The sequence below is a fragment of the Nocardia sp. genome, from assembly GCF_025465275.1.
GTDB lineage: Bacteria > Actinomycetota > Actinomycetes > Mycobacteriales > Mycobacteriaceae > Nocardia.
Genome location: NZ_JAODNK010000192.1, coordinates 39,106 through 63,517, shown reverse-complemented (window position 1 = coordinate 63,517; position 24,412 = coordinate 39,106). Strand labels below are relative to the sequence as shown.

Here is a 24,412-nt window from a genome sequence, read left to right as displayed (position 1 = left end):
TTCCGATGTTTCGCAAGAACACCGCCGCGTTCGTTCACGACCTGCCAGCCGACCGACTCTCCAACGTCGACGGAGACAGCGCCTACGTGCGCATCCAAGTCCTGACCAACGCCGGCGCACTGGACCGGGACAAACAACTCGCCGTGGTCCGCCAATTGACCGACCTCGTCGCCAAGGCCGCTGGGGACCCGTCCCTGATCGAACGGACCTGGGTGCAGCTCACCGAGGCCGTTTCCGGTGGCTGGGGACTCTCGGGGCACGCCAATACCAACGAGGACCTGGTCGCCGCCGCCCGCGCTCAGCTCACCGAGATAGCCGCCCACAAGGGGTGAATCCCACTCTCTCGCAGTAGAACACGCACAATCACGCGTCCGCAGAGGACGCGTGTCGGCGGCCCGAACAACGTCGGCGAATCGTGCTCCATCGCCCGCGCCAACAGGACCTCATCGAGCTCGTCCTTGCCGGCCGCCAGCTCAGATGCCGAGCTGGCGGCCGCACATGCTCGGTCGTGGTTTCGGCTCGCTTGTCGTACGAACGAAGCTCTGCCGCCCGTACTTCAGCTGTTCAGCCAACCGAAGCACTCCGCGGACCGCGCCCGACCCAACCATGAACCTGGCGTCAACCCCGCACACAGATCCGGCAAAGCAATCGCGCCCACCGAACACCAAAACCAGCCTCTACCAGCGAACTACGCCATATCCGTTGTTTTTTCGGCGATTACTACTGGAACCCCTCATGACGATCAGTATCGGGCGACCCGCCGACACTCTTCGGCGGAAGAGTGCTGGGCCAGGGGCTCATTCGTCGTCGGGGGCGTCCGGATCGCGCAGCGGTCGGTGTGTGCCGTCCAGATCGGGCAGGTGGAAGCTGTAGTGGCCGTCGATGCCGATGTGGGAGCGGATGAACGGCGAGAGCCGCGCGGCGTCGACCTCGAGAACCGGGTAGTGCTGGGCACGCAACTCGGCCAGGGCGCGGTCCATGTAGACGGTGTTCCACAGCACCACGCAGTTCAGGACCAGGCCGAGTGCTTCGAGCTGGTCTTCCATGCCGTTGTAGTAGGTGCGCGTCATCTCGCCCTTGCGGCCGTGGAAGATCCGCCGGGCCAGGTCGTGGCGGCCCTCGGTGAGGTTGGCCTGGGCTTTGATCTCACGGCGGTAGGGTTCGTCGTCGACCAGGCGCAGCACATGCAGGGATTTGAAGATCCGCCCGAAGTGCGCGACCGCGTGCCCGAGCGAACTCGGTTGCCCGTCACGGGAAATCATGCGGGTGACCTCATGAGCGGAGACTTCGCCGGTGTGGATCGAGACCGCGATCCGGCACATGTCCTCCCAATGCCGCTCGATTCGCTCGCAGTCGATACGCCCGCGCGCGGCCTTGTCCAGGGGCCCGTAGTCCGCGCCCGGGTCCATGCGCCACAACCGCTGATCGGGCAGATTCGCCAGCTGCGGGCGATATTGGCGTCCGAGCAGGTGCAGCAGCCCGAACACGATGTCACTGTAGGAACCGGTGTCGGTGATGATCGCCTCCGGCACCACACCGCCCTGCTGGCGCAACACCACATCGACGGCGTGCAGCGAATCACGAGGAGTGCCCGAAAGGACTTGCGCGGCAAGACCAGCGGCCTGGTCGTTGATCATGTTCAGCCAGGTGATGCCGCGTTTGCGGCCGAAGTACTTGGGGTTGGGGCGGGCGTGGATGGTGCGCACCGGCACCACGAACCGCAAACCGTCCACACTCGCGACCAGGCCACCGCCCCAGAGCTGGGCCAGCGGGATCCGGGCCTGGGCCTCGATCAGGGCGACATTGGCCGCGGCGAGGGTATCGAAGCGCAGGTAGGACTGATCGACATGGTGCAGCCGGTCACGGGTCAGCGCCTCGACCCCGGGGCTGATCACCGGCGCGAACCCGACGTTCATCGCGTGCGCGCACAGCACCGCCGCCACCGACAAACCCAGATCGGCGACCCGGGCCGGGTTGCCGGAGGCGTGAGTGAAAGCCTCGGTGAAACCGGGATGCCACGCCATCACTTCCAACACCAGCTCCGGCAGATCGATGCGCGGCAGCATCGCTTCCACCCGGCGGCGCAGATCGGTCAGGCTCGGTGGATCCGGGATCGCGACCAGCGCGGCGGCGTGCAGTTTCCCTTCGTCGTCGACCGTAGCCGGGGTGTCGGCGTCCAAACGGGCGGCGACCTCCCGGTAGGCGGCATCGAGGGCTTCGGCGTGCGCGGCGAGCATTCCCGCCGCCTCACCCGGCAGGTTCAGGGCGTTCAGGCCGGCCTCGCGTGCGCTCTCCCAGCTGGTTCCGGCCAGCAGGTGCGCACGCGGGTCGCGCCATTTCGAGGAGGACTCGGCGAAGATGTTGCGGTGCTTGAGATGTCGATGGAACTGTTCGAGCACGCAGAACGTGTAGGCGGCGCGGTCGACGGTCTCGGGTGGTCGCCCGGCCGGGTACACCAACCGGGTCCAGGCACCGCCGATCAGGTCGTGATCGACGGCGCGGGCATCGAGCCAGCGCGCCGGTCCCCGCCCGGATCTGACCGTGATCAACTCACCCAGGACGCGCATCGCGGCCAGCACCGGCGCACCGTCGGCGGTGGCACCGAAGGCGATGGTGCGCATCAATCGCGGCAGGAACGGGCGCACCGTGGCGAAGCGCCCGGCCAGCTCCTCGGCGGGTTGCCCGTCGAGTTCGGCGTCGCCGAGCGGGACGAGTTCGGTGATGATCGCGACCGCCGAGCGTAGTTCGGCGCCGGAGACTTTCGCCTCGATCAGGTCCCACACCACCGACAACTCGACCTGCTGGTCGATCTCCACCATCTCCAGCAGCACCGCCACCGCCTTGGCCAGGCGGCCCGCGTTACGCGAGACCCGCGGGTAGCGGCGCAGCTTCTCGTCCTTGGATTCGCGCTCGGCCTTGGACAGCAGCTCGGTAGTCATCAGCAGGTCGAACAACTCGAGCACGTCATCGGCAGCGCGCGTACCCAGCACCGACACCGTCGCGACCAGCACCGCGAGCCGGTGCTCGCGGGTCATCCGCCGCAAACCGGTCGCCTTGCCCGCCAGGCCGTGTTGGGCCAAACCCAGCAGCCGCCGCGGCGGCACCGCCGAGACATCCACTCGCGCCGACCCCGCCGCAGCGAGTTCGCCGACCCGCTCCAGGGCGGTGAGCATCCCTTTCGAGGACGGACGAAACACACCCTTGCGCAGCCGATCCAGCTCGCTGACCCGCTGCCTGGTCCCGGCCGGCACCTCCAGCAACCCCAGCAGCGCCGAGGCCTCCGTTGCACCGAGCTGCCCGGCCAGCTGGGTGCGCAGTCGAAGCTCGGCGGCCTCGCGGCCGGTGGCGACCAGCTTGTCCAGCGTGGTCACCCCGGGCAGCAGCACGCGCCGGGCCCGGCACCACGCCACCGCGCCGTCGAAGATCGCCTTCGGGCCATCGCCGGTGACCCAGGCCTGATCGGCGATCCAGGCCGCGAGTTCGGGTTCGGCCTCGGCGAAAGCGACAAGACCGTATTCGGTGACGATCTCGCCCTGGTGCTCGAAACGGGTGGTGCGGCGCACCATGTACTCGTCCAGGCAGCCCGGATCGTCGATGTCGAGTTGTTCGGCGAGGTAGGCCACCAATTCCGGTGGGACAGCGACCGGGTCGGCCAGGAACATTCCCAGGTAGCGCACGGTCACCACCTGCAGTCCGAACCCGAGCCGGTTGTAGTCGCGGCGCCGCGCCGCGATCAGCCTGCGGTCCTCGTCGTCGAGGTAGCAGAACCGTTCGAGCTCCACACGGGACAACGCACCGAAACGCCCGTAGCCGGGCAAACCCTCATCAGTCACGCTGCCATGAAATCACCAGCACAGCAACAGGATTCACCCCGTGTGCTTAGCGTGACTTTCCTCCTGGATGCTCCTCAACCCCCGATTCAGCGACTCCTGCGATACAGACCGGATGGGGCTCGCCGCCTTCGCCCCGCAACAGGTCGTCAGGTCAGTAGCAGGTGTAGTTGCACCTCGCCGATCAGCAGTCCGAGTAGCGCGCCGACGGCGATCAGCTTCCATTCGTCCTGTTTGAAGGCCGGGCGGAGCAGACCTTCGAACTCACTGTCGGTCATCAGCCGCATCTTTCCGGTGAGGAACTCCGGAAGGTTCATGGCTTCGGTGGCGTAGCCGGCGAACTGGTCGGTGCGATCCAGCATGTGGCGCACGGCCGTCTCGGAAACTATGCGTTCGAGGTCGAGATAGCGAACGCCCAGGGCGAGTTGGACCAGTGGCCTGGCGGGTCCGATGTGCGCTTCGACGGCACTGCGGATCTCGTGATCCACCATTGACAGGAAGCGATCGGAATTCGGGCCGGCGATGAGTTCGTCGAGCACATTCGCCGGGGTCAGAATCTCCTCGGCAACGAGTTTCGCGTAGTCCCTGGATACTTCGTCGCGGCGTTTGATGAACAGGCCCTGCCAGGTGAACAGGCCCAGGTATCGCCGGGGCCGCACCGGACGGAAGATCATCTGCAGGGCCAGCCAGTCGGTGGTGAGTCCGGTGACCGCTCCGAACAACGGCATGATCAGCGGTGAGTGGGTCAGCGCCCAGGCGCCGGCCTGGACGAAGCCGAGGACGAGGCCGAACGGGATACCCACTCGGACGATGAACCGCATCTCCTTGTTGCCGATCATCCGAATCATTTTGACCAGCAGCGCTTTATCGCGGATCAGCGCCTTGACGGCGAGCAGCCGGATGTCGAGCACCACATCGACATTGGCGCGCAGGTCAACGACATAGGTGTCCAGCATTCCGGGCACCGCTGCCTCGACCCGGCCGATGATTCGGTTCTGCACCACTTCCGGCAGTGCCTGCCACAGCGTCGGCTGCAGAGCGTTCATCAGTTCGCGGGTCATCTCGGCGACCATCGCATGCATGGGATCGGCGAGCCGCTGCATCAGATCGTCCAGGTCGATGCGCGCGATGATCTCCTGCGGGTCGACCAGCTTCCCCAGCATGAGATCGACTGCACCGGCACCCATCCGGGCGGCATTGCGTGGGATGACGCCCTGCCAGCCGAGATACGGTGGGATGCCGACAAATTCGATGGGCCGGAACATCATCTCCACCGCGGCGAGTTTGGTGATGTAGCCGATTGCCGCAGCTACGAGCGGCATCATGGCGTAAACAGGCCAGTGGGCAGCGATATCCTGCAGTATCGGCACCAGGTGCCCATCCGATCTATTCGGGACACCGGTTCAGCGCCCATTTCAGGGAAGTTCGCCGCCGGGGGTCGATCCGAGTCGCAGTCATGTTACTCACGGATCACTATCTGGCGGACACCTCATCGTTCCGCCGCCAACTACCACATCATAATGGCAGTTCGAAGCTATATACTACCGTTTCGCCCGACAACGACTCCGCTGCTAGTCAATTTCGACTAACATTGGCAGCAATGTCGGCCACACACCCCGAGAGGTTGATCATCAGCGAGCAAACCGCCCGCGAGGCCGGGCCACCAACTCGTGTCCGCGACCCCGCCCGTAAGGACCGAATTCTGAGTGCCGCCGCGGACTTGGTCGCCCGCAAGGGTTTTCATGCCGTGTCCATCTCCGATATCGGCCAGGCGTCGGGCATCACCGGGTCGGGAATCTACCGCCACTTCGACAGCAAGTCCGCGGTACTGGTGGCGCTGTTCGACCGCGCGATCGACAATCTGCTGAGCGACGAACATCAAATCGTGGAGTCGGTGGCAGATCTCCGGCTGGCCCTGAACCGGCTCATCGACGGCCAGGTCGAGTTCGTGGTGGCCGATCGCGAGCTGGCGCAGGTCTACCACAACGAAATCAACAACCTGCCCGACGAGGACAGCCGCCGACTGCGACGCAAGCAGCGCATGTACATCGAAGAATGGGTGCATCTGCTCGACGAGTTGCGCGAGGATCTGTCCGATGCGGACGCTCGAGCCGTCGTCCATGCCGCGATCGGCGCGATCCAGTCGACGCTGTTCCACAACACCGGTCTGCCCGAGGATCGCCTGCGCCGGCTCCTGGCCGACGCGGCCCGCGCGGTGCTGGGCGTGTGAGGAGTTCACCGCGGGCCCGCGCCGAGGAGCGGCAGCACCGCGCGACATTCCACCGCGCCCGCGTGCGCGGGATCGAGAGCATTGCGCACCAGGCGAATCACATTCTCGTCGTACGAGATTTCATTTGTGATCGGTCAGATCGGCAGCACAGCTATCCTGCACGACGGCATCGGTCACACCCGGCCCCGCAGGCAACTGTGATTCGCCAACGGCGACAATAAGATCCGTGCGCGAGCTGACCGTCAGGTAGGTGACGCCGGGCCTGGTCATCCCACTCATGCCCGTCTCCCGAACGAAGGCTGAACCCGAGGTTCCATCTGCCACAGCGGGAATCACGGCACCGACCGCATCACGCACGGCAGGGTTGGTGGCAATCGCGTTCAGCAGTCCGTAGGCACTGATCCCGTTGGTGATCGGGGCCAGCCCGACCATAGTGGCGACCTTGTCCGACCCGCCGAGCTGATTGATGAAGTACAAGCCCACCAGGCCGCCTTCGGAATGCGCGACAAGATCCACTTTGGCCGCCCCGGTCGCGCTCCGCACCCGATCCACGAATGCGCCCACTTCACGGGCGGATTCGCGCAATGGCCCGACTTGGTGCAGCCCACCGACGGTGCCGTAGTCGAGTCCGAACACGCAGTATCCCTCTGACCGCAGCAGTGGGGCGAGCATCGACCAGTTGACGTACATGCTCTCGAATGCCCCATTGACCAGCACGACCGGATTAGGATGCGCGACCGCCGGCGTGCACGAAAAGTCGTTGATCCCCTGGGGAACTGCCGCAGGATTCAGCACGGAGTACGCGAGCGCCGCCGACCAATTGTCCTGGACAGGTCCGATAGCCGGCTCGGCCGAGGCTGCCACCGGACCGAGTAGCGCCAGGCATACACACACAACGAACACCACCAGCGCGCCGCAATGTGAACGGACGGACATCTCTTCGCCTCCCGATTCGTCCGACGAACTCAGCTGGGCCGCAGTCGGTATCACCGCGCTCTGCGGACCACCTCGATATCCTTGCGAGCGAGCGCGCGGCCGAGCCAATCCACCAGGTCGGCCGTGACCTCGGCGCGATTGACCTCGTTGAACAATTCGTGCCGCGCATCCGGATAGACCCGCAACGTCACATCCTCTACACCGGCGTCTCGCAACCGCTGCACCAGCACCTCGACCAGGACCAACTCGGCGTTCACCGGATCCTTGGATCCGACCGCGATGTAGATCGGCAGGTCGAAGCGAATCTTCCCAACTTGCGCGGGATCGCCCAATCTGCGTGCGCCCGCGAACATCGCCTTGGTCGACGCACGATCGATTCCGAAGCCGCACAATGGATCTGCGAGATACGCGTCCACGGCCACATCATCGCGCGACAGCCAGTCGAAGTCGGTCCGGGCGGGTTCGAAAGGAACGTTGAACATCGCCAGATCGAGGTCCCGTTCCAGATCGAGGGCAGGTTCGAGCAGGTCGAGCGCCGCCGTTCCGGTCAGTGCGACAGCGTCGACGGACCAGCTGTTGTCGAGTAGAAACTGCTGGGACGCGAACGACCCCATACTATGGGCGATCAATACGATTGGAAGCCCGCGACTTTCGGCACGGACATGGTCAACGAACACTCCGATGTCCGCGACCAGGGCCGACCAGCCGCCGGGGCCCAGATCTCCCCGCGCGCCGGGATCCGCTGTCGCGCCGTGCCCGCGGTGGTCGTAACCGTAGACGACGTACCCCTGCCCGGTCAGCTTCGCAGCCAACTCGGCATATCGCAGACCATGCTCACCCATGCCGTGCACAAGCACGACCGCGGCAACCGCCTGCCCCTCCGGATTCCACCGATAGCCGGCCAGGCCGATGCCGTCGCTGGCGCGAAATACGAACTGGTGGTGTGACATTCGATTTCCTTTACTAGACATATTGCTCACGCAACTGGGCCTTCAGCAGCTTGCCGGTCGGGGTCCGCGGCAACTCGGTCACGAAGTCGATACTGCGCGGCACCTTGAAGTGCGCGATCCGCTCCCGCACGAACTCGATCAATTCGGCTTCGAGCTCCGGCCCCGGTTGCTCCCCCGGGGCGGGCTGTACGACGGCCTTCACCTGTTCACCGAATTCCGCGTCGGGAATGCCGATCACCGCGATGTCGAAGACCTTGGGGTGCAGGGTGAGAACATTCTCGATCTCCTGCGGGTAGATGTTCACCCCACCGGAGATGATCATGAACGCTTTGCGATCGGTGAGGTAGAGGTAACCGTCGTCGTCGACTCGACCGATGTCGCCGCTGGTCGTCCAGTTCGGGTGCGCGGGATGCTGCGCGGACTTCGTCTTCTCGGGGTCGTTGTGATAGGTGAACGGCAGGGTCTCGCGTTCGAAGTAGATGGTGCCGACCTCACCCACCGCGACTTCCTTGCCGGCGTCATCGCAGATACGCAGAATGCCCATGCCTGCCTTGCCCACCGATCCCGGTTTCGCCAGCCATTGCGGCGAATCGATCAGGGTGATGCCCATGCCCTCGGTGCTGGCGTAGTACTCGTGCAGGATCGGCCCCCACCAGTCGATCATTGCCTGCTTGACCTCGATCGGGCACGGCGCGGCGGCGTGAATGGCGACCTGCAGGCTCGATAGATCGAACCGCGAACGTTCCTCTTCGGGCATCTTGAGCATGCGCACGAACATGGTCGGCACCCACTGACTGTGCGTGACCCGGTACTGCTCGATCGTCCGCAAGGCCGCTATCGGATCGAAGCGCGGCATCACGACGACCGTGCCGCCGAGCGCATGCACCCAGCCACCGAACCGGAAGGGGGCCGCGTGGTAAAGCGGTGCGGGACAAAGGTATACGGTCTGTTCGTCGAAGCCGTACATCTTGCCGAAGACCGAGACGTAGGGATCACCCCGCTCAGCCAGGCGTCGCTCCGGCAGGGGCTGTTTGATGGCCTTGGGCAATCCGGTGGTTCCGGACGAGTACAGCATGTCGCCGCCGACTCGATCGTCCGGGACCGGAATCGCCTCGGTCCCTGCCAGTTCCGCCTCGAGGTCGGCGTAGCCCGGAATCGTGCCGTTGAACGCCAATCGTCCTTCGACGTGTGGGGTCAGCTCGACGATCGCCGTCGCTGCGGCCGACTTGTTTGCCGAAACGATCAAAACCCGCGCACCGCAATCATTCACGATGTAGGCAATTTCATCGGGGCTGAGATTGTGGTTGATCGCTGTGATGTACAGACCACTGCGCCTGGCCGCCCAGTAGGCCTCGTAGTAGCGCGGACCGTTCTCCGCGAGCAGTGCGAAATTGTCTCCCCGGCGCAGCCCCCGCTCGTGCAGGAGCCGGGCCAGCCGGATCGAGCGTTCCTCCAGTTCGGCGAAGGTCAGCGTTTCACCGGTATCGGACATGATCACCGCGGGCCGATCGGGTGTTCGCTCGGCATAGACGCCCGGATACATGGGACCTCCTCATGCACTTCCCAGCGCGTGCCTCATCGCCGCGCCGTGGATAGAGCGTGCCGCACATCACAGCAAGAGTCAATGCTGACTGTCGCTCAAGTCAGCGTTGACTGCAGAGCGCGGGAGGCCTACTCGCCCAGTAGCACACGCGCCATATCGCGCCACTGCGCCAGATGCGGATCACGCGAGGGGGTGCGCGGATCGAATCCGTAGGCCAGCGAAACCCCCCGCATGCTGGATAGCAGGATGTCAGCCATTTGCCGGTAGCGCGGGCGGGCCGCCCAGACCGACCCGAACATGACCTCCAAGGTTTCGTAGATCGCCCTTTGCAGATGATGTTCGGAGGGCCGCAACGCATCCCGGAGTGCTTCGTTGTGCCGCGCGGCGACCCAGAGTTCGATAGAGGCCCAGAAGAAGGGCTGATGGAAATTGGTCCACATCGCCCCGACCGCTTCATCGATGCGCGCCGGATCGTCGTCGGCCGCGACGATCGTCGCCCCTACCTCCTCCCGCAGTTCCGCCACCCGGGTGGATGCCAGGTGCTGCACCGCCCCGACCAGCAGTTCGTCTCGGGAGGGGAAGTGGTGCAGTAGCCGACCACGAGAGATGCCTGCCAACTCCTGGATCCGCAGCGTCGACGCCCCGGCATAGCCGTTCTCGACCAGGCACTGCACCGCCGCATCGAGGATCTGCTGACGGCTGGCTCGACTGCGCTTCTCCTGCAGTTGCAGATAGTTCTCGGCTCGTGAGGCGGTCATGCCCCGATCCTACGGCCCGCCGCCGATGTACAGTCAGAACTGACTGTTGTCTGTCGTAGAAGGAACGGTGCACATGCTGGTCGACGGAAACATCGGCGGCTCGATCGATGGAACGGGCGGTGGCGATCTGACCGTCATCAATGATCAGGTCGATTTCGCCGACCGCTTGGGATACGACGGACTCTGGTCGACGGAGGTTGCCCGGGACCCGTTCCTGCCACTGCTCGCTGCCGCGCAACGTTCGCCGCGGATCCAGGTGGGCACCGCCGTCGCGGTGGCCTTCGCGCGTAACCCCATGACGATGGCGATGGCGGCGAATGACCTGCACGCCTTCAGTTCCGGGCGTTTCATCCTCGGCTTGGGCTCGCAGATCGAGGCCCATATCGTGCGCCGGTTCAGTATGCCGTGGTCCGCGCCGGCGGACCGTATGCGCGAGTTCATCGGGGCGCTGCGTGCGATCTGGCGCAGTTGGGAGTTGGACGAGCGGCTGGACTTTCGTGGCGACTTCTACCAGCACACGCTGATGACTCCGATGTTCCGCCCCGAGCCCAACCCTTGGGGCACCCCGCCGATTCTTCTTGCCGCGGTGGGACCCAAGCTCACCCGCGTCGCTGCCGAAGCAGCCGATGGCCTGGTCCTGCACGGATTTACCACCGAGCGCTACCTGCGCGAGACCACACTGCCCATCATCGAATCGGGCCTGGCCGCCTCCGGACGCTCCCGCGCCGACTTCACCATCAGCTACCCGGGGTTGCTCGCCACAGGCACCGACGAGCAAGCCCTGCAGGAGGCTGTGGCCGCGGTCAAAGCCCAATTGGCCTTCTACGGAGCCACTCCCGCATATCGCGGCGTACTCGATCTGCATGGGTGGGAAGGTCTGCACACCGAACTCCATCGCCTCTCGAAGGCGGGCGACTGGTCCACCATGGCCGGCCTGATCGACGACGAGATGCTCGACACTTTCGCAGTCGTCGGCGAACCGGCGACCATCGGCCCCGCGATCGAACGCCGTTTCGGGGGCATCGTCGACCGATTCACCCTGTACACGCCCTACCCGTTGGAAGAGTCAGTGCGGCGCGTCATCATCGACGATCTGCATGCTTCGGGCTCACCGGCGCTTCGGCCGGAGTGACCGGCCCGGAAGCCAACGGCAGCAATGACGCGGCCGCGCGGATCAGCACCGCCGCCGCGACAATGCTGGCCACGGCGCCGAGCCTGATGAGAGTCTCCGAGACGTGATCCAGGTGTAGCGCAATGATTGTGGGCGCACCGGCTCCGAAGTTGGCCATGAAGAACGTGCAGGGGAAAAGCACGAACAGCCCGAGCAGCTGCCAGGGATTCGTTGCCCGCTTCCGCAGTAGCGCCGCCGCCACCGCGAAACAGATCACCTGCGCCGCCTCCAGCACACCGATCACGAGCGGGTACTTGAAAATCCGGAAAACATGCGGACCCCAGTAAGCGTATGCGCCGCCATTGATTCCGACCATCTCGAAGACCGAGGACATGACCAATTCGAGACCGGCGAAGGCGTACAGCCCACGGCTGGTCAGTGTGCCGCGGTGAATCGCCTGCGCGATAAACATCGCCGCACTCGCGTAGAGGACGGCATAGCCGCTGTGCGTCCAAATCGGCTGCGGCACACCGAAGGCAGTGAAATGCGTGTACATGCCGTCCGTCGAGTAGAAATACAGGACCAGCGCGGTGTCGTAGAGCGGCTCGGCGAATGCCGCCACCATCGCGGCCAGCACCATCAGCACGTAAAAGGGCGTTCGTTCGCGCAGCCCCATTCTGATCGCGAGAGCGATCAGTACGACGGTGATACCCCAACTGCCGTAGGTCAGAACGGCTTGCATCGTGAGATTGAGCGGGTGATCGATCGGTTGCATCGGCATGGGGGGTCTCCTATCGAACACGTCGAATGTGTTCGGCCCATCGGGTGATTCACTCATCGGTTCCGATACGGAACCGGCATGAGCTCGAACCTATGCCGGACGTCACAGCTGCGCGATCTCCCTCAGGGGGAAACCTGTCCCCCAGGAGGGGGACTCGGCCGGCACCTGCGGATGCGATCAGCCCCGGACTAATCCGCCAGTTCCAGCACCTCGTCGAATCCCGTCCGCAGGCAGTCCGCGAACCCGGGTACGTCCGATATCGCCTCTGGGTCGAGATTGACAGCTACGCAGCATGTTTCGCGATAGGACACCATCGTCACCATGGCGGCGACACCAGGGCGCGGACCGACCGGATAGATGTGGGACACCCGAGCACCGGCGAGATAGAGGGTCCGGCCGACCCCGCCCATATTCGATGCCTGCACATCCGTGCCCTCGGTCATGGTGGCGGCGATATCGGTGAGCAGGGCACCCGGCAGGCGGCTCAGCAGCGGTGCGATGAGGTCGGGGAATCCGATCGCGGGTTCGGCACGCGCACCGGCGATCACGTCATGGATAGCCATGATCCGGGCCCGCGGATCGGCCTCTCCAGCGGGCGCCGCGAAACGCGCACCAGCGAATCGGTTGCCCCCCAGCGGATCACGATCGGTGCGAAGACTCACGGGGATGGCCATCGGGATATCCCCGACCACTGCGCCGACGCGCTCGTGGTAGTGCCGAACGGCACCGAGCAGCGCAGCAAGGAAGGCATCGTTGACCGATCCTCCCGCAGCCCTCCCGGCAGCCTTCAGCCCACCCAACGGCACGTTGAGGGTGAGTACCCGGTATCCGATCCCCCGGTCGCGCCAGACCGCTGAGCCCGACGCGGGCGGAGTCGCCAGTATTCGGCGCAGGGAATCCGCGAACCGAAGTGCCCCGGCCGCTGCTCCAACCGGGTCGGCCCGGAAACGCGCAGCGGCGTCGACAGAAACGCGCAGCAATTCTCCTGGGGCGGAGGCCAATTGGTCACGAAGGCCCCGCACGAGCAGTCTTGCCGGATTATCGGTCGTACCCCGCGCAGGTACAGGCACGCGGCCGAGATCCCGTGATTGCGGGCCGTGCCCATGCGTGAGGTCCAGCAGCTGCAGCATCCCGAGTCCGTCGCACAGGCTGTGGTGCAGCTTGAGTAGATAGGCCGACTTTCCCCCAGCGATACCGCAGACCAGCACGGCCTCCCACGGCGGACGACGCGGATCCCGCGGCTGCGCCGCGAAGGCCGCCACCAATTCGTTCAACTCCTCGAGCGATCCAGCACCTGGCACACGCACCTGCTGCAGGTGATAGCTCAGGTCGAAGGCCGGGTCCGCCGCCCACACCGGCATCACCAGCGGCAGCAGTGGTTCCACCACGCGCTCCCCCAGCCGGGGGATCCTCCGGATCAGCTTCCAATGCGCGGCAACCAGCCGTTCCCACTCGGGTTCGGATTCGAGCAGCTCGACGACGACACCGGCCGAGCGGGTGCGCGGACTGCCTTCGGCACGCCACATGAGTGCTTCCCAAGCGCTCAACTGTGGCGCGCCACCCCAGTCCGAGAGGGCTCGGTCCGCCGTCGCCATCGAATCGTCTTGTCTCCCCGGAGCATCGCGCATGACCGAACTATAAGGTCACTTTGTTGGATATCCAACAGTATGTGACCAAAGCTTTGTGTTACCGTTTCTGCTGTACAGAGCCTGCATCGGCGCGGGACTTCATATGTTTTGGCGGAGAATAGGAGTCGCCGTGTCCACAGTCGATGAGGCGGTCGCAAGCATCAAATCCGGACCGCCCGGTCCTCATGTAGCCGCGTTCTTCGATTTCGACGGAACAGTGATCGATGGCTACTCGGCCGAGGCGCTATACGCCCACCGGGCCCGCAATCTCGAGATCGGTCCGGATGAACTCGTCCGGACAGCCCTTGCGGCACTTCGGGGTTCGCTCGACGAATCGGAATTCGCGGATCTGATCGAGCGCGGCGTTCGCGGCTGGGCGGGCCGTACCGAGACGGAGTTGCTCGAACTGGGCGAGAAGTTGTTCTCGAGGGATATCGGCGCCACTCTGTTCCACGGCGCCTGGCGACTGGTGCGCGCGCATCAGAACCGCGGCCACACGGTGGTGATCGCCTCGTCGGCTACGCGAATGCAGATCGCGCCGATGGCCCGGGAGCTGGGAATCGAGCACGTACTCTGCACCGAACTCGAGATCTCCGAAGGCATTGCGACCGGCCGCATCTCGGGACGTCCGCTCTGGGGCGAGGGCAAATCGGCGGCGGTGCGCGAATTCGCGGCGCGCCGGCGGATCGATCTCGACGCCAGCTTCGGCTATGCCAATGGAGACGAGGATGTCCCGTTCCTGTCCTCCGTCGGACAGCCCCGCACTATCAACCCGCAGTCGGAGCTTGCCCGCCAGGCGAGCGAGAAAGGTTGGCCTCGAATCACTTTCGCCACCAAGCCAGGAAGCCTCGACCCGCTTCCAGCGCTGCGCACCACAGCAATGTTCGGCACCCTGCTGGCCACCGCAGGGGTGGGTATCGCCGCAGGGTTGCTCACTCACAGCAGGCGCGGGGGCATGGATCTGGCCACCACACTGTTCGGCGATATCGCGAGCTGGGTAGGCGATATCAATATCGTGATCACCGGCGAGGAACACGTGTGGTCAGAGCGCCCGGCCGTGTTCCTGGTCAACCATCAGAGCACCCTCATCGACGCGCTCGTCACCGCACGGGTGCTGCGGCGCGGGTACACGATGGTGATGAAGGCGGAGGTACGCGACATGCCGTTGTTCGGGCCGATTTTCGACCTGGCCGGTGTCGCGTTCGTCGATCGCTCGAGCACCGCACGAGCAGTGGCCGCACTACAGCCCGCGGTGGCGATGCTGCGCTCCGGCACTTCGATCGCGATCGCGCCGGAGGGCACCCGATCGTTGAGCCCGAAGGTCGGCCCGTTCAAGAAGGGCGGGTTCCGCCTGGCCGTTGAGGCCGGTGTCCCGATCGTTCCCGTCGTGATCCGCAATGCCGGCGAAATCATGTGGCGCAATGCGCGGGTCGCGCGGCCTGGAACGGTCGAAGTGGTTGCACATCAGCCGGTTCCGACACTCGGCTGGACACACGCCGATATCGACGAGTGGCTTTCCCGTACACACCGGCTCTATGTGGACACCCTCGACGACTGGCCGGGCATCGAGGCCGGGCAGCAGTGGTCCAAGGCAATTGCGAATGCACCCGGAACAGGACTCTGATATGACTCGACTGCTACACACGGCACTGAACACCGGACTTGCCCTGCGGCGGTTCGGGTGGCGCGACGCCGGCAAAGCCGACATCGTAACGTCACGCCCCAGCTACCTCCCCGACGGAGCCCTGGTCCATCCCGCCGAATTCCACACTGCCACCGCACAATTGGCTCAACAACTCGGGCGCGACCCCGAAAGCGTCCGCGCCGAGGCCGCCGACTATCTACGCGAGATGGCCGCCACCCACCAACCGGCAGTCGTGAAGAGCTGGCACCGCATCGCCGAGTGGCTGGTGCGCGGTTACGACGTCACCACAGACGAAGAGGAGCTGGCCGAGCTGCGCCGGCTGGACCGCAGGCACACGCTGATCTTTCTGGTATCGCACCGTTCCTATCTCGACGAGTTCGCCCTGCCCCCAGCCCTGGTCAAGGCAGGCCTCTCACCCTGCTACGGAATGGCCGGCGCCAACCTCGACTTCTTTCCCTTGGGCACGCTCGCGCGGCGCAATGGAATCGTCCATGTCCGAAGAGCTTCCGGCGATATGCCGGTCTATCGGCTCGCGCTACGAGCGTTGGTCGGGCGAATGGTCACCGACGGGAAGAACCTCGTCTGGTCGATCGAAGGCGGACGCACCAGAACCGGCAAACTACGCCCGCCTCGGCACGGCCTGCTGCGCTATGTCACCGACGCAGTCGAATCATTCAGAGCCACGAACGCTCTCATTGTTCCGGTGTCGATCATGTACGACCAACTCCCCCTGCACGAGATTCAGCTGATGGCCTCGGAATCCCGCGGATCTCGCAAGCAGCCGGAAAACTTGCGCTGGCTGGTCGAATACGCCCGCGGACTCGAAAACCGGCTCGGGCGAATCTATCTCGATTTCGGCACGCCGATCCCGCTGTACGACCGGATGTCGCAGTTGCGCGCCGAGGGTGTGGACGACCGGCAGATCGTGGAGCGCATCGCACTCGAGGCCTGCCATCGGATCAATCGGGCGACTCCCGTATCCGCCACCGCGGCAGTGTGTGTCGCGATGCTCGGCGCCGATCGGGGCCTCACCCTCGAACAGGTCTGCGCGACCGTCGCGCCGCTCGCCCGCTATCTGTCGGCACGCAAGTGGCCGGTCGCGGGCGCAGCCGATCTCACCAACCGCGCCACGATCGCACGGACCCTCCAGGATCTCGTGCGGTCCGATGTACTGACCCGATACGACGGCGGTCCGGACACGGTGTGGGCCGTCGGTGACAACCAGCACCTGGTAGCGGCCGTATACCGCAATAGCGCGGTGCATGTTCTGCTGGTCCGGGCGATCACCGAGCTCGCGCTACTGGCGATCGTCCGCACACCGAATGGCGACGCCCGCACCGGCTGGACCGAGGCACTGGCGTTGCGGGAGCTGCTCAAGTTCGACTTCTTCTTCGCCGGCCGCGCCGACTTCGCCGACGAGATATGGGACGAGGTGGGGATCATGAGCGGCGTCGGCCGACCTGCTCAGGTACGCCGGTCAGATGCCGCGGCCTGGCTGGCCGGCAGTGCGCCGCTGGTGGCGCATCTGGTATTGCGGCCGTTCCTCGATGCCTACCGGGTGGTCGCCGAGGAATTGATGACCGGAGATGCCGACGACACGTTCGACGAGGGCCGGTTTCTCGATCGCTGCCTGCGGCTGGCCACCCAGTGGGCCTGGCAGCGCCGGATCGCCAGTGCCGAATCGATATCCAGGGAGATGTTCACGACCGCGTTGAAGATGGCGAGGCACCGCGGGCTGGTGCCGGATATACCCGGAGATGCCGGAATCTTCGACGGCCGTATAGAACTCACGCAGCAGCTGGACACGCTGCTCGAGTCGGTCGAGCTCCTCGCCAGCGGCACAATCGCCCCAGTACCGCACGCTGCGAGCAACGGCCATCCCGTCGCCGCGAAATGACCCGAGGAACACCTACAGTCAGTGTTGACTGTAGGTGCCCTGTTGCGATACGTTCGGCTGACCACCGCACCCGCGTGGATATCTGACAGCTGCCCGGAGCACACGATTCGTCGTTCCTCCTCCGGGCCGCCACCGCGGCCGATGTACGTCCATCGATCCGGCCGCAGGCTGCAACAAGGAGAGCCCGATGCCGAATCAGGCAATCGTGTACGAGGCGATTCGCACCCCCCGAGGTAAGGGAAAAGGCGGTGCGCTGCACAGCGTCAAACCGATCGATCTCATAGTGGGACTGATCCACGAGATGCGCACGCGCTTCCCCGATCTCGATCCCGCCGCCCTCGACGACCTGGTGCTCGGCGTGGTCACGCCGGTCGGCGACCAGGGCGGCAATATCGCCAAGGCCGCCGCACTGGCCGCTGGACTGCCGAATACCGTTGCAGGCGTTCAGGTCAACCGGTATTGCGCATCGGGGCTGGAGGCGACGAACCTTGCCGCACAAAAGGTTCGTTCGGGATTCGAGTCCCTGGTCTTCGCCGGTGGAGTGGAATCGATGTCGCGCGTTCCGATCGGCACTGACGGCGGACCCCTGTTCAACGACCCGGCCACCGCCTACGACCTGCACTTCGTGCCGCAGGGCATCGGAGCGGACCTCATCGCGACCATCGAGGGATTCACCCGCGAGGACGTCGACGCCTATGCGGTCCGATCGCAACGTCGCGCCGAAGCCGCTTGGAGCGGTGGGTATTTCACCAAGTCCGTGGTTCCGGTGAAGGACTTCAACGGAGCCACCGTGCTCGATTATGATGAACATCGGCGTCCGAGCACCACAGTCGAGTCGCTCGCCGGGTTGAAGCCCTCGTTCGCGACGCTCGGCGCAGCCGGCTTCGATGCTGTTGCACTACAGAAGTATCCGGCTGTCGAACGAATCAACCACGTCCACCACGGCGGCAACAGTTCCGGCATCGTCGACGGTGCGGCGCTGGTGCTCGTGGGAAACGAGCTGGCGGGCAAACAATTCGGGCTGACACCGCGTGCCCGCATCGTGGCCACCGCTGTCTCCGGCGCCGATCCGACGATCATGCTGACCGGGCCGCGCCCGGCCACGGAGAAGGTGCTCGGCGTCGCTGGGCTGACCCTCGACGACATCGACCTCTTCGAACTGAACGAGGCATTCGCCTCCGTGGTGCTGAAATTCCAGCAGGATCTGCACATCCCGGACGAGAAGCTGAACGTCAACGGCGGCGCGATCGCCATGGGTCACCCGCTCGGCGCTACCGGCGCCATGCTCGTCGGCACCGTGATCGACGAACTCGAGCGGCGCGGGGACCGCCGGGCATTGGTCACGCTGTGTGTCGGCGGCGGCATCGGCATCGCGACCATCATCGAACGACTCTGAGCGAAAACGGAATTCTGCAATGACGCACACAACAACCATCGGCTGGGACCGCGGCGAGGACGATATCGTCGTGCTCACCCTCGACGATCCTGCCGCCTCGGCGAACACCATGAACAACGAGTTCCTCGTGTCGCTCACCCTGACGCTGGATCGCCTTGTCGCAGAGCGCGACTCCCTGCGCGGAGTCGTCCTCACCTCTGCCAAGAGGACGTTCTTCGCCGGTGGCAATCTCGACGACCTGATCTCCACCACACCCGCTGACACCCGGCACTGGACCGACTTCTGCAACGGGCTCAAACAGCAATTGCGGCGGCTCGAGACGCTCGGCCGGCCCGTAGTAGCGGCCATCAACGGCGCCGCGCTCGGCGGCGGACTGGAGCTGGCCCTCGCCACCCATCACCGGATCGCCTGCGAGCGCGGAGTGGTCGTCGGCCTGCCGGAGGTGGGCCTGGGGCTGCTGCCTGCCGTCGGCGGCGTCACGCGCACCGTGCGACTGCTGGGCGTGCAGCGGGCGTTGGACGAGGTGCTGTTGAGCGGGAAACGGCTCCCGGCGCGAGAAGCACTGGCACTCGGCCTGATTCACCGGATCGTCGCCACCACCGAGGAACTCGTGCCCGCCGCCAAGGCATGGATCGAGCTGAACCCGGAGGCAGCTCAGCCCTGGGATGCCAAGGGCTACACCATTCCGCAGGGCACCCCGGCCGATCCCGCTCTGGCAACCCGGCTTCCAGCACTGGCCGCACACCTGCGCAGCCGGTCGAAGGGCGCCCCCGCGCCCGCTCCGCGTGCGATCCTGGCGGCCGCGGTCGAGGGCGCCCAGGTCGACTTCGACACGGCCGCACTCATCGAGACTCGCTACTTCATTCCCCTGGTCACCGGCCAGATCGCGAAGAACATGATTCAATCGGCGTTCTTCGACCTCCAGACCGTGAAGGGCGGCGCCAGCCGACCGACCGGCATACCGAAGTTCGCGGCCCGAAAGGTCGGCATCCTCGGCGCCGGGATGATGGGCGCGGCACTCGCCTACGTCTGCGCGCAGGCCGGGCTCGAAGTGATACTGAAGGACCTCACGCTCGCCTCCGCGATACGCGGCAAGGCATATGCCGAGACGCTCGAGGCCAAATCGGTGGTACGCGGGTCGACAACCGAGGCGGACGCACAGCAGTTGCTCGACCGCATCACGCCGACGGCATCTCCCGATGATCTCGCGGGGGTGGACTTCGTTGTAGAGGCCGTGTTCGAGGACGTCGAGGTCAAACAGCGTGTGTTCCAAGAGATTCAGGACATTGTCGAGCCCGATGCGGTTCTCGGGTCGAACACATCGACACTGCCGATCACCACGCTCGCCGAAGGCGTCCGGCGCCAACAGGATTTCATCGGCATCCACTTCTTCTCCCCCGTCGACAAGATGCCGCTGGTCGAAATAATCACCGGGAAGAACACTTCCAGGGAAACCCTGGCCAAAGTCTTCGACTTCACCCAGCAGATCGGCAAGGTGCCGATCGTGGTCGGCGACAGCCGGGGTTTCTTCACCAGCCGCGTGATCCTGACATTCCTTGGCGAGGCCGTTGCCGCGGTCGGCGAGGGCGTCGATCCGGCGGTGATCGAGCAAGCCGGAATGCAGGCCGGATACCCGGCGCCGCCGCTGCAGCTGATGGACGAACTGACCCTCACATTGCCGCGCAAGATCCGCCAGGAGCAGCGGGCCGCACTCGAGGCTGTCGGCGGCACCTGGATGCCACACGGCTCGGAGGCCGTGATCGACAGCATGATCGACGAATTCGCGCGCGAGGGCCGGTCCACCGGTAGAGGCTTCTACGACTACGACAAGTCCGGCAAGCGCACCGGCTTGTGGTCCGGGATGTGCAATGCCTTCGGGTCCGGCACCACCGCGATTCCGTTTCGGGATATGCAGGAACGCATGCTGTTCGCGGAGGCGATCGAAACCGTGCGGTGCTTCGACGAAGGCGTGCTGACTTCGGTCGCGGACGCGAATATCGGTTCGCTGTACGGAATCGGCTTCCCCGCCTGGACCGGCGGTGTGCTGCAATACATCAACGGCTATGACGGCGGCCTGCCCGGCTTCGTGGCACGGGCACACGAGCTCGCCCAACGCTATGGCGACCGTTTCACTCCCCCGGACTCCCTGGTGGCCAAAGCCGCTCGTGCCGAGTCCTACCGCTAACGCAGTACCTCGGTCACGAATGCCTCCGGCAGTCCCCTGCCGGAGGCATTGTCACGTGCGACGGCCGCCAGAATCTCGAGCACCGCGGGGCCGCCGTGTCGGAGCAGTCCGCTCAGGGAGTGCTCAGCGCACTGGCGGGCGACCGGGGCCAGCGTCGCCATCGCCCGGTCATTGTCGCCGAGTGCGGCCAGGCACGTGGTCACCAACAGGGTTGCTTCCAAAAGCGCTCTCGGGCGGCCCTGCCCGGCAATGCGGTGCATTCGCGCCGTGGCTCGCTCATATGCCTTGGACGCCGCAGCAATGGATTGCCCGGCAAGAAGTTCCCGGATTGCCGAATCCTCCTCGAGCTCGGCGGTGGCAACTTCGATGCCGTTCGCCCCAGCGGCCGGGTCGAGTTGCACATAGAAGGCCGGATCTCGCTCCCCCGGTACCGGAATTCCGATCCGGATGCCCGCGTTCCGAATTCCGGCCGCGAGGCGCGGCAGTGACAGTGTGGTCGCGATACGCCAGCCCTCGTCCAATCGCTGCCGTGCCGTTTCCAGATCACCACGCAAGGCTTTGATGCGCGCGCCGGTTCCGTAGATGGCGAGCATGGGATCCACGGTGCCGCCCTCGCTGCCGAGTTGGTACCCGTCATCGAGCAAACCTTCGGCCGCATCCAGATCGCCTTTGTCGAACAGCAGGTCGCCCAGCAGCGCGCTCGCGATGCGTGCGGCATGGGCGCGGCCACCGCCGGTCTGCTCGGCGACTTGCACCGCTTTGCGGAAATCCGCTTCGGCGGTCGCGATGTCGAGTTCCTGGTTCGCGGCAAGGCCGTCGAAGCAGTATCCGTACATAACACTGAACGGACCGTGCGCGCGATGGTGATACTCGGTCGCCCACTGCTGCCAGCGGTGCGCCGACGCGAAGTCGAACCGGTGGAGGGCCACCAAGGTGGCCATGTCGGCGGCTGTGGTGACCACCCAGGGGTGCAGCTGTTCGGGATGGGCCAGTGCGCCGGACACCAACTCGTCGACACCGTCGATACGGTCGGCCGATACCCGCATGGCGGCATCGACCACCGCAGCCTCGATTTCGACCGCATCGGACGACTCATCGCCTGGGCGATCGGGGGACTCGTCGCCGCGCCTTCGGAGCAGTGAACGCACTTGAGCCAGAGCGGAGTTCGCCGGCGCGGGCCGCTGCAGTAGTAGATTCGCCCACACCGTAGCGAGCTGCAGTCGCAGACTCGACATCACCGCGGCCGGTGGGAGTTTCGCGATCAGCGCCAGCAAGGTGGACATCTGCGACTGTTCGAGCAGTCGCGTGCCGTCGGTCTCGACCAGATCGACTGCCCGTGCGGGATCCCCCGCCGCCAAGGCATGATCGACCGCCTCACTCACGTAGTGGTGGTCGGCGAACCATTGAGACGCCGTTCGCTGCAGATCCGGAACCCGCTCTGGGTGTTCGCGTTCCAGTCGGCGGCGCAGGAATTCGGCGAACAGGTGGTGGTAGCGGAACCACTCGCCATCGGCATCGATCCGGCTCAAGAACAGATCGCGCGCCTCGACCTCATCCAATAACGCTGTGCCATTGGGTATCTCGGCCAGTACCGAGGCGAGACCGCCACACAGCCGTTCGGTGACCGACGTCCGCAGCAGAAAGTCGAGCAGTCGCGGCTCCAGTCCGTCCAGCACGTTCTCGGCCAGAAAGTCGCCGATCGGCTGATGCCGCCCGGACAGATGGTCGATCAGGTAGCTCGGATCGCCGGAACCGCGCAGCGATAGCGAAGCCAGTTGCAGTGCGGCTGCCCAGCCTTCCGTCGACGCGGTCAGTCGGGCGATGTCGTCGGGAGCGAGCTCCGGACCGCCCCCGGCGAAGAACGAGCGCGCCTCGGAAACATCGAAACGTAGTGCGTCGGCGTCGATGTCGACAAGTTCGCCGTGCACTCGCAGCTTGCCGAGCGGCAGTCCGGCCCGACTGCGGCTGGTCACGATCACCTGCAGGTGGTGACAACCGTGATCGAGCAGATAACTCAGCGCGGCGATGGAGGCGGCATCGGTGACCCGATGCCAATCGTCGATCACGACAGCGACTTGCTCACCACCGGAATGGATCTCGTTGATCAAAGCTGAGAGCACATAGACGTCCGGCTCCGCATCGTGTAGCTCGAGCTGCTGGCTCAGCGTCTCGGCCAGAGTGGGTAGCGCCGTCCGCAGTGCCTCGATCAAATGGGCGAGAAACCACACCACATTGTTGTCGTCACCGTCGACGCTGAGCCATACGACCCGGGCGCCTTCCGCAACGCGGATGTCGCGCCATTGGGCGGCCAGGGTGCTCTTGCCGAAGCCGGCCGGGGCGTGGAGCACGACCAGTCGCCGATGTTTCCCGGCACGCAGCATCTCCAGCAGCCGATCGCGCACGACCAGCGGGCGCGCGGGCGTCGGCGGGCGGTACTTCGTCGATGCGGTCGGCGGAGTCCGCACGGCAGTCAGGCGTGAGGGCCGATCGGCGGTGCGGGGTGCCGTGAACGGCGTATCCGTGGCCACAATCGCGGAATCCTGCTGTTTGTCCGATTCCTCGCCGGACGGCAACATCATCCGATCGACAGGAATACCGTGCCGCCGCTGGATCTCGCACAGCTCCCGGCCGAAGGTCGCGGCAGAGGCGTGGCGGTCACCGGGGTGCTCGGACATCGCGCCTTCGATGGTCCGGCTCAGATCGTCGGGAATATCGTGAACGCGAAGGTCAGGGACCGGCTCGGAGGTAATGCGCAGGAACTGTGACACGACCTTCTCGCCGGTACGGCGTTCGAAGGCAGCGTGCCCGGTGATCAGGCAGAACAGCGTGGACCCCAGGCTGTAGATGTCCGAGGCGGCGGTCGGCGGACGCCCCCTCAGGACCTCCGGCGCGGTGAAGGCGGGCGATCCGGTTATGACTCCAGAGGTGGTGACGAAACCGCCGGAGACATGCGCGATTCCGAAGTCCGTCAGCTCGGGCTCACCGTATTCGCTCACCAGGATGTTGCCGGGCTTGACATCCCGATGCAGCACACCTGCTCGGTGGGCTGCCTCCAGCGCACCGGCCAACTTGACCCCGATCCGCACGGCGTCGCGCCACGGTAGCGGCCCCTCACGCTCGATCATGTCCTGCAACGACTTTCGCGGATGATAGGGCATGACGATGTAGGGTCGCCCGGCCGAGATCACACCGCTGAACAGAATGCTGATGATGTTCGGGTGCCCCGAAAGTTTGCCCATCGCACGCTGTTCCCGCAGGAAGCGTTCGAGGTTCTCCCGATCGAGGTCGGCGGTCAGCACCTTGACCGCCACGGTGCGGTCCAATTCCGGCTGCTGACAGCGGTACACCACCCCGAACCCGCCCTGGCCGATCTCGACGGCGCTGTCGAATCCGGCCGCCTTCAGTTCCGACGCAATGCTCGACGCGAGATCACGTTGCGTCTGCTTCGGGTCGAAGCTGACCATCGACCGGCCCAATCTCCCGGCATCCACCTCCGCAGCCCGGGGTGGGGACTCTGCTGAT

At 65.2% G+C, this 24,412-nt stretch carries 16 protein-coding genes and 1 pseudogene; 7 read left to right on the top strand and 10 right to left on the bottom strand.

The window, feature by feature from the left end; all coding sequences use genetic code 11:
* Positions 1-332: tautomerase family protein (locus JWN03_RS39605; protein ID WP_297626665.1), on the top strand; the 332-nt coding region annotated here is incomplete at its 5' end.
* Positions 333-400: 68 nt separating this feature from the next.
* Here JWN03_RS39605 and JWN03_RS45885 read toward each other — a convergent pair.
* The 3 genes and pseudogenes from JWN03_RS45885 to JWN03_RS39595 form a co-directional block, all read right to left on the bottom strand.
* Positions 401-581: pseudogene (locus JWN03_RS45885) on the bottom strand (hypothetical protein); the annotation flags it as partial.
* 216 nt (positions 582-797) lie between these two features.
* A complete protein-coding gene (locus JWN03_RS39600; protein ID WP_297626662.1) occupies positions 798-3,833 on the bottom strand; it encodes a Tn3 family transposase in 3,036 nt (1,011 codons plus the stop codon).
* A gap of 146 nt (positions 3,834-3,979) precedes the next feature.
* Positions 3,980-5,200, bottom strand: a complete 1,221-nt coding sequence (locus JWN03_RS39595) for a DUF445 family protein (protein ID WP_297626660.1) — start codon at positions 5,198-5,200, stop codon at positions 3,980-3,982.
* A gap of 230 nt (positions 5,201-5,430) precedes the next feature.
* Here JWN03_RS39595 and JWN03_RS39590 point away from each other — a divergent pair, with 230 nt between their 5' ends.
* Positions 5,431-6,060: a TetR/AcrR family transcriptional regulator gene (locus JWN03_RS39590; protein ID WP_297626657.1), complete on the top strand. Its 630-nt coding sequence runs from the start codon at positions 5,431-5,433 to the stop codon at positions 6,058-6,060.
* A gap of 120 nt (positions 6,061-6,180) precedes the next feature.
* Here the strand turns inward: JWN03_RS39590 and JWN03_RS39585 are convergent, their stop codons facing one another.
* From JWN03_RS39585 to JWN03_RS39570, 4 genes are all read right to left on the bottom strand, one after another.
* Positions 6,181-6,996, bottom strand: coding sequence for an esterase/lipase family protein (locus JWN03_RS39585; protein WP_297626654.1), 816 nt, complete (start codon positions 6,994-6,996; stop codon positions 6,181-6,183).
* Positions 6,997-7,046: 50 nt separating this feature from the next.
* Positions 7,047-7,946 carry an alpha/beta fold hydrolase gene (locus JWN03_RS39580; RefSeq protein ID WP_297626651.1) on the bottom strand — a complete coding sequence of 300 codons (900 nt, stop codon included), beginning with the start codon at positions 7,944-7,946 and terminating at the stop codon, positions 7,047-7,049.
* Positions 7,947-7,959: 13 nt separating this feature from the next.
* Positions 7,960-9,489, bottom strand: coding sequence for an acyl-CoA synthetase (locus JWN03_RS39575; RefSeq protein ID WP_297626648.1), 1,530 nt, complete (start codon positions 9,487-9,489; stop codon positions 7,960-7,962).
* A 128-nt stretch (positions 9,490-9,617) separates the two neighbouring features.
* Positions 9,618-10,247, bottom strand: a complete 630-nt coding sequence (locus JWN03_RS39570) for a TetR/AcrR family transcriptional regulator (RefSeq protein WP_297626646.1) — start codon at positions 10,245-10,247, stop codon at positions 9,618-9,620.
* A 73-nt stretch (positions 10,248-10,320) separates the two neighbouring features.
* Here JWN03_RS39570 and JWN03_RS39565 point away from each other — a divergent pair, with 73 nt between their 5' ends.
* Positions 10,321-11,379, top strand: a complete 1,059-nt coding sequence (locus JWN03_RS39565; RefSeq protein ID WP_297626643.1) for an LLM class F420-dependent oxidoreductase — start codon at positions 10,321-10,323, stop codon at positions 11,377-11,379.
* Here the strand turns inward: JWN03_RS39565 and JWN03_RS39560 are convergent.
* Entirely contained in the window at positions 11,330-12,139 is an 810-nt protein-coding gene (locus tag JWN03_RS39560) for a hypothetical protein (RefSeq protein ID WP_297626641.1), read from the bottom strand. The genes JWN03_RS39565 and JWN03_RS39560 overlap by 50 nt on opposite strands.
* A gap of 188 nt (positions 12,140-12,327) precedes the next feature.
* Entirely contained in the window at positions 12,328-13,767 is a 1,440-nt protein-coding gene (locus JWN03_RS39555; RefSeq protein ID WP_297626638.1) for a wax ester/triacylglycerol synthase domain-containing protein, read from the bottom strand.
* A gap of 130 nt (positions 13,768-13,897) precedes the next feature.
* Here JWN03_RS39555 and JWN03_RS39550 point away from each other — a divergent pair, with 130 nt between their 5' ends.
* The 4 genes from JWN03_RS39550 to JWN03_RS39535 all read left to right on the top strand — a co-directional run bounded on the left by JWN03_RS39550 (position 13,898) and on the right by JWN03_RS39535 (position 20,890).
* On the top strand, positions 13,898-15,391 hold the full coding sequence (locus JWN03_RS39550) for an HAD-IB family hydrolase (RefSeq protein WP_297626635.1): 1,494 nt from the start codon (positions 13,898-13,900) through the stop codon (positions 15,389-15,391).
* A gap of 1 nt (position 15,392) precedes the next feature.
* On the top strand, positions 15,393-17,309 hold the full coding sequence (locus JWN03_RS39545; RefSeq protein ID WP_297626633.1) for a 1-acyl-sn-glycerol-3-phosphate acyltransferase: 1,917 nt from the start codon (positions 15,393-15,395) through the stop codon (positions 17,307-17,309).
* Positions 17,310-17,496: 187 nt separating this feature from the next.
* Entirely contained in the window at positions 17,497-18,705 is a 1,209-nt protein-coding gene (locus JWN03_RS39540; protein WP_297626631.1) for an acetyl-CoA C-acetyltransferase, read from the top strand.
* Positions 18,706-18,724: 19 nt separating this feature from the next.
* Positions 18,725-20,890, top strand: coding sequence for a 3-hydroxyacyl-CoA dehydrogenase NAD-binding domain-containing protein (locus tag JWN03_RS39535; protein ID WP_297626628.1), 2,166 nt, complete (start codon positions 18,725-18,727; stop codon positions 20,888-20,890).
* On the opposite strand, the gene JWN03_RS39530 is transcribed toward JWN03_RS39535, so the two are convergent.
* Entirely contained in the window at positions 20,887-24,354 is a 3,468-nt protein-coding gene (locus JWN03_RS39530) for a serine/threonine-protein kinase (RefSeq protein ID WP_297626625.1), read from the bottom strand. The genes JWN03_RS39535 and JWN03_RS39530 overlap by 4 nt on opposite strands.
* Positions 24,355-24,412 lie beyond the last annotated feature (58 nt).

Coding starts and splice junctions, on each gene's coding strand:
- JWN03_RS39590 (WP_297626657.1), top strand. CDS start 5,431: ATGTCGGCCACACACCCCGAGAGGTTGATCATCAGCGAGCAAACCGCC.
- JWN03_RS39585 (WP_297626654.1), bottom strand. CDS start 6,996: ATGTCCGTCCGTTCACATTGCGGCGCGCTGGTGGTGTTCGTTGTGTGT.
- JWN03_RS39580 (WP_297626651.1), bottom strand. CDS start 7,946: ATGTCACACCACCAGTTCGTATTTCGCGCCAGCGACGGCATCGGCCTG.
- JWN03_RS39575 (WP_297626648.1), bottom strand. CDS start 9,489: ATGTATCCGGGCGTCTATGCCGAGCGAACACCCGATCGGCCCGCGGTG.
- JWN03_RS39570 (WP_297626646.1), bottom strand. CDS start 10,247: ATGACCGCCTCACGAGCCGAGAACTATCTGCAACTGCAGGAGAAGCGC.
- JWN03_RS39565 (WP_297626643.1), top strand. CDS start 10,321: ATGCTGGTCGACGGAAACATCGGCGGCTCGATCGATGGAACGGGCGGT.
- JWN03_RS39560 (WP_297626641.1), bottom strand. CDS start 12,139: ATGCCGATGCAACCGATCGATCACCCGCTCAATCTCACGATGCAAGCC.
- JWN03_RS39555 (WP_297626638.1), bottom strand. CDS start 13,767: ATGCGCGATGCTCCGGGGAGACAAGACGATTCGATGGCGACGGCGGAC.
- JWN03_RS39545 (WP_297626633.1), top strand. CDS start 15,393: ATGACTCGACTGCTACACACGGCACTGAACACCGGACTTGCCCTGCGG.
- JWN03_RS39540 (WP_297626631.1), top strand. CDS start 17,497: ATGCCGAATCAGGCAATCGTGTACGAGGCGATTCGCACCCCCCGAGGT.
- JWN03_RS39535 (WP_297626628.1), top strand. CDS start 18,725: ATGACGCACACAACAACCATCGGCTGGGACCGCGGCGAGGACGATATC.
- JWN03_RS39530 (WP_297626625.1), bottom strand. CDS start 24,354: ATGGTCAGCTTCGACCCGAAGCAGACGCAACGTGATCTCGCGTCGAGC.